The organism is Psychrobacter sp., assembly GCF_035469765.1.
Classification (GTDB): domain Bacteria; phylum Pseudomonadota; class Gammaproteobacteria; order Pseudomonadales; family Moraxellaceae; genus Psychrobacter.
Map to the genome: position 1 here is coordinate 1 of NZ_DATIRM010000348.1, position 2,718 is coordinate 2,718.

2 protein-coding genes and 1 pseudogene are annotated in these 2,718 nt (G+C 42.3%); all 3 read left to right on the forward strand.

What is annotated here, in order from left to right:
- On the forward strand, nucleotides 1-526 hold a 526-nt coding region (locus VLN09_RS09590; protein WP_325245970.1), incomplete at its 5' end, for a thioredoxin domain-containing protein.
- A gap of 364 nt (nucleotides 527-890) precedes the next feature.
- Nucleotides 891-2,375 carry a phospholipase A gene (locus VLN09_RS09595; protein ID WP_325245972.1) on the forward strand — a complete coding sequence of 495 codons (1,485 nt, stop codon included), beginning with the start codon at nucleotides 891-893 and terminating at the stop codon, nucleotides 2,373-2,375.
- A 41-nt stretch (nucleotides 2,376-2,416) separates the two neighbouring features.
- Nucleotides 2,417-2,718, forward strand: a pseudogene (locus VLN09_RS09600) (ComF family protein); the annotation flags it as partial.

Here is a 2,718-nt window from a genome sequence, read left to right on the forward strand (position 1 = left end):
ATGGGCATGGAGCTGGCTTGGAAAAGGCAGGATGCTGTCGCAATCCATCGGTTTGATTGCCGGTATTTGGGCGGCTACCTTGGTTATTGGTGCTGCACTCGGCAATGATGACAGTTTAGCTCCTTTAGCTTCATTGAGCACGGCTCCCATGCTAGTGCAGTCTGCTGATGGTCAAAACAGTGCCTCAAATACCTCAGATAAGCACATCACAACGTTGGCAGAATTGGACGCCATCACTGCTGCTAACCCTAAAGTAATTGTCGATTTAACCGCTGATTGGTGTATCGAATGCCGTATTATGGATAAGAATTTATTTACCAATCGTCCAGCGCAAATGCAAAATTGGCAGTTAGTACGACTGGATATTACGGAAACTACAGCGGATTCCAAAGCAATTTTAGCGCGGTATCAACTGTTTGGTCCACCATCACTACTATATTATAAAGACGGTCAACTGCTACAAAAGCAAGTAGGCGAGATTGGTCGCGCAGAGTTTGAGCAGACTTTGACGGCACTGAATGAATAAGTATTAGCTTCAAAGGCTTCATCTTCTACTGACTATAAAAAAGCCAATGTACCGTGACGGTATGTTGGCTTTTTTTCATTTATTGTGGCAACTATAAGTATTTGTTTTTACCTCATTTATACTCATATACTTGTATCTAATAAGGCAATAAAGCTAGTATAGTGTGTACGTTTTCATTACAATAAAGCAACATTGCTAAACTCATATGGTTCAGCGTGATAGCAAATCTTTATCTGCAATAACACCTAATATTTATTACTTTTTACGCTAGTTTAGCGCCGTCGCTAATAGTTATATCAATCATCTCATATATTCTACTGACGACTATCATGGTCAATTAGGCTCAGTTGAATAAAGGATACTTATGTTTTCCAATATTACTTCGCAGCGTCCCTCTTTTAATAACAGTAAAGCGCCAAAAACAATCATGCTCCAAACGACTAAATGTTATCTGAATATTGCTGTTGGCGTCGCACTCACTTGCTTTACGGTACAAGCGCAGGCGGAGGATAAGGCGCAGAGTTTCAATGAATTGCCATTCCCAGAAGCGGCGTTTGAGTACGAAGAGTATGAGCTACCAGAGACTAAGAACCAGCAATCGATAAATACAACGACTGCTGTGCAGACTCGCAATGTGGTCAGCAAAGAGTTTATTGCTCAGCAAGCGAAGCTGTTTCTTGAATGTGCTCAAGTACAGACCAGCTCTGCGCGGTTGGCATGCTTTGATAAGGTTGCTGAACAAGGAAAAACGCCAAGTTTTGTTACAAGCAAACAGCCAGTAGATTTAGCAAAAACGTTTCAAAGTAGCTTCTCAGGCAATCCGCAGGTGATATTGGCAGAAGAAACCAGCATCATTAAAACTGCTAGCGGTACGGTCATCTCTAAAAAGGTGTCTAGTAACCATCCAAAGGATGATGAGATAGATACACCTGTGGCAACTGAAAGTTTAGATACGGTTGGACTGACACAAAGAGAAGCAGAGGTATTAGAAAGTGTCGGTGTCACTCAAACAGATATCGAAAAATACACGCCGTTAAGCTTGGCTTATGATCTCGATCAAAATAGTGAACGTGGTACTTGGACAGCAAGACCATACCGTCCGACTTATCTATTGCCGTTGTTTTATACTTTTGATCCCAATTTAAATCCAAATAGTCCTTCTCGACCTCAACCTGAAAAACCTTTAACGTCTAATGATACGCGTAACACGGACTTAAAGTTTCAATTATCATTGAAGACTAAAGTTGCAGAAGATTTATTCGATACCAATGCTGACCTATGGTTTGGTTACACTCAAGAATCGCATTGGCAGGTCTATAATGAAGACAACTCACGTCCATTTCGTGCTACCGACTATCAACCTGAAGTGTTTTTGACACAACCTGTGACGGCAGACCTGCCTTTTGGCGGACGTTTACGTATGTTAGGCGCTGGTGCTGTTCATCACTCGAATGGACAGGATGATCCATTATCGCGGTCATGGAACCGTGCTTATCTGATGGCGGGTGCAGAGTGGGGTAACCTATCAGTCATACCGCGTCTATGGGCTACCGTGAACAGTGATAGTAAAAGCGATGATGACAATCCAGATATCGAAGACTATATGGGTTATGGCGATATCAAGTTCTTATATGATTTTCCTAATCAGCAGAGTATTAGCGGTACCTTGCGTTACAATCCAAGCACTAATAAGGGCGCTGCACAAATCGACTATATGTATCCATTGTCAGAAAACGTCAATGGCATAGTGCAGTTATTCCAAGGTTATGGCGAGTCTATTGTCAATTATAACTATGAAAGTACCTCTATCGGCTTCGGTATCGTGCTTAACGATTGGAAAGGTCTCTGATATAAGCGAGCCTCACCATGACTTATGACAAATAATAGACTATGCGCCGCTTAGCACCTTATCAAACTGGCCTATGGCTGGCAGAGTATATCAACATACGCTGCCAGTTATGCGCGGTTTATCGTAGCATACCGCAGTCGCAGCTCTTACAAAGTCACTCATTACCAAACCCTTCCTTATCAAGTCCTCATTCGTTTTTTGCCAATACACGCAAGCAATTTAATCAACGTTTTAGCAGCGGACTATTATGTGCCCGCTGCCATAACAGTATTGCATGGCTGCCAACACCTTTTGCCGTTGATATTGCAGCTGGTATGACGCTCAATATTCAAGCAGCCACTTA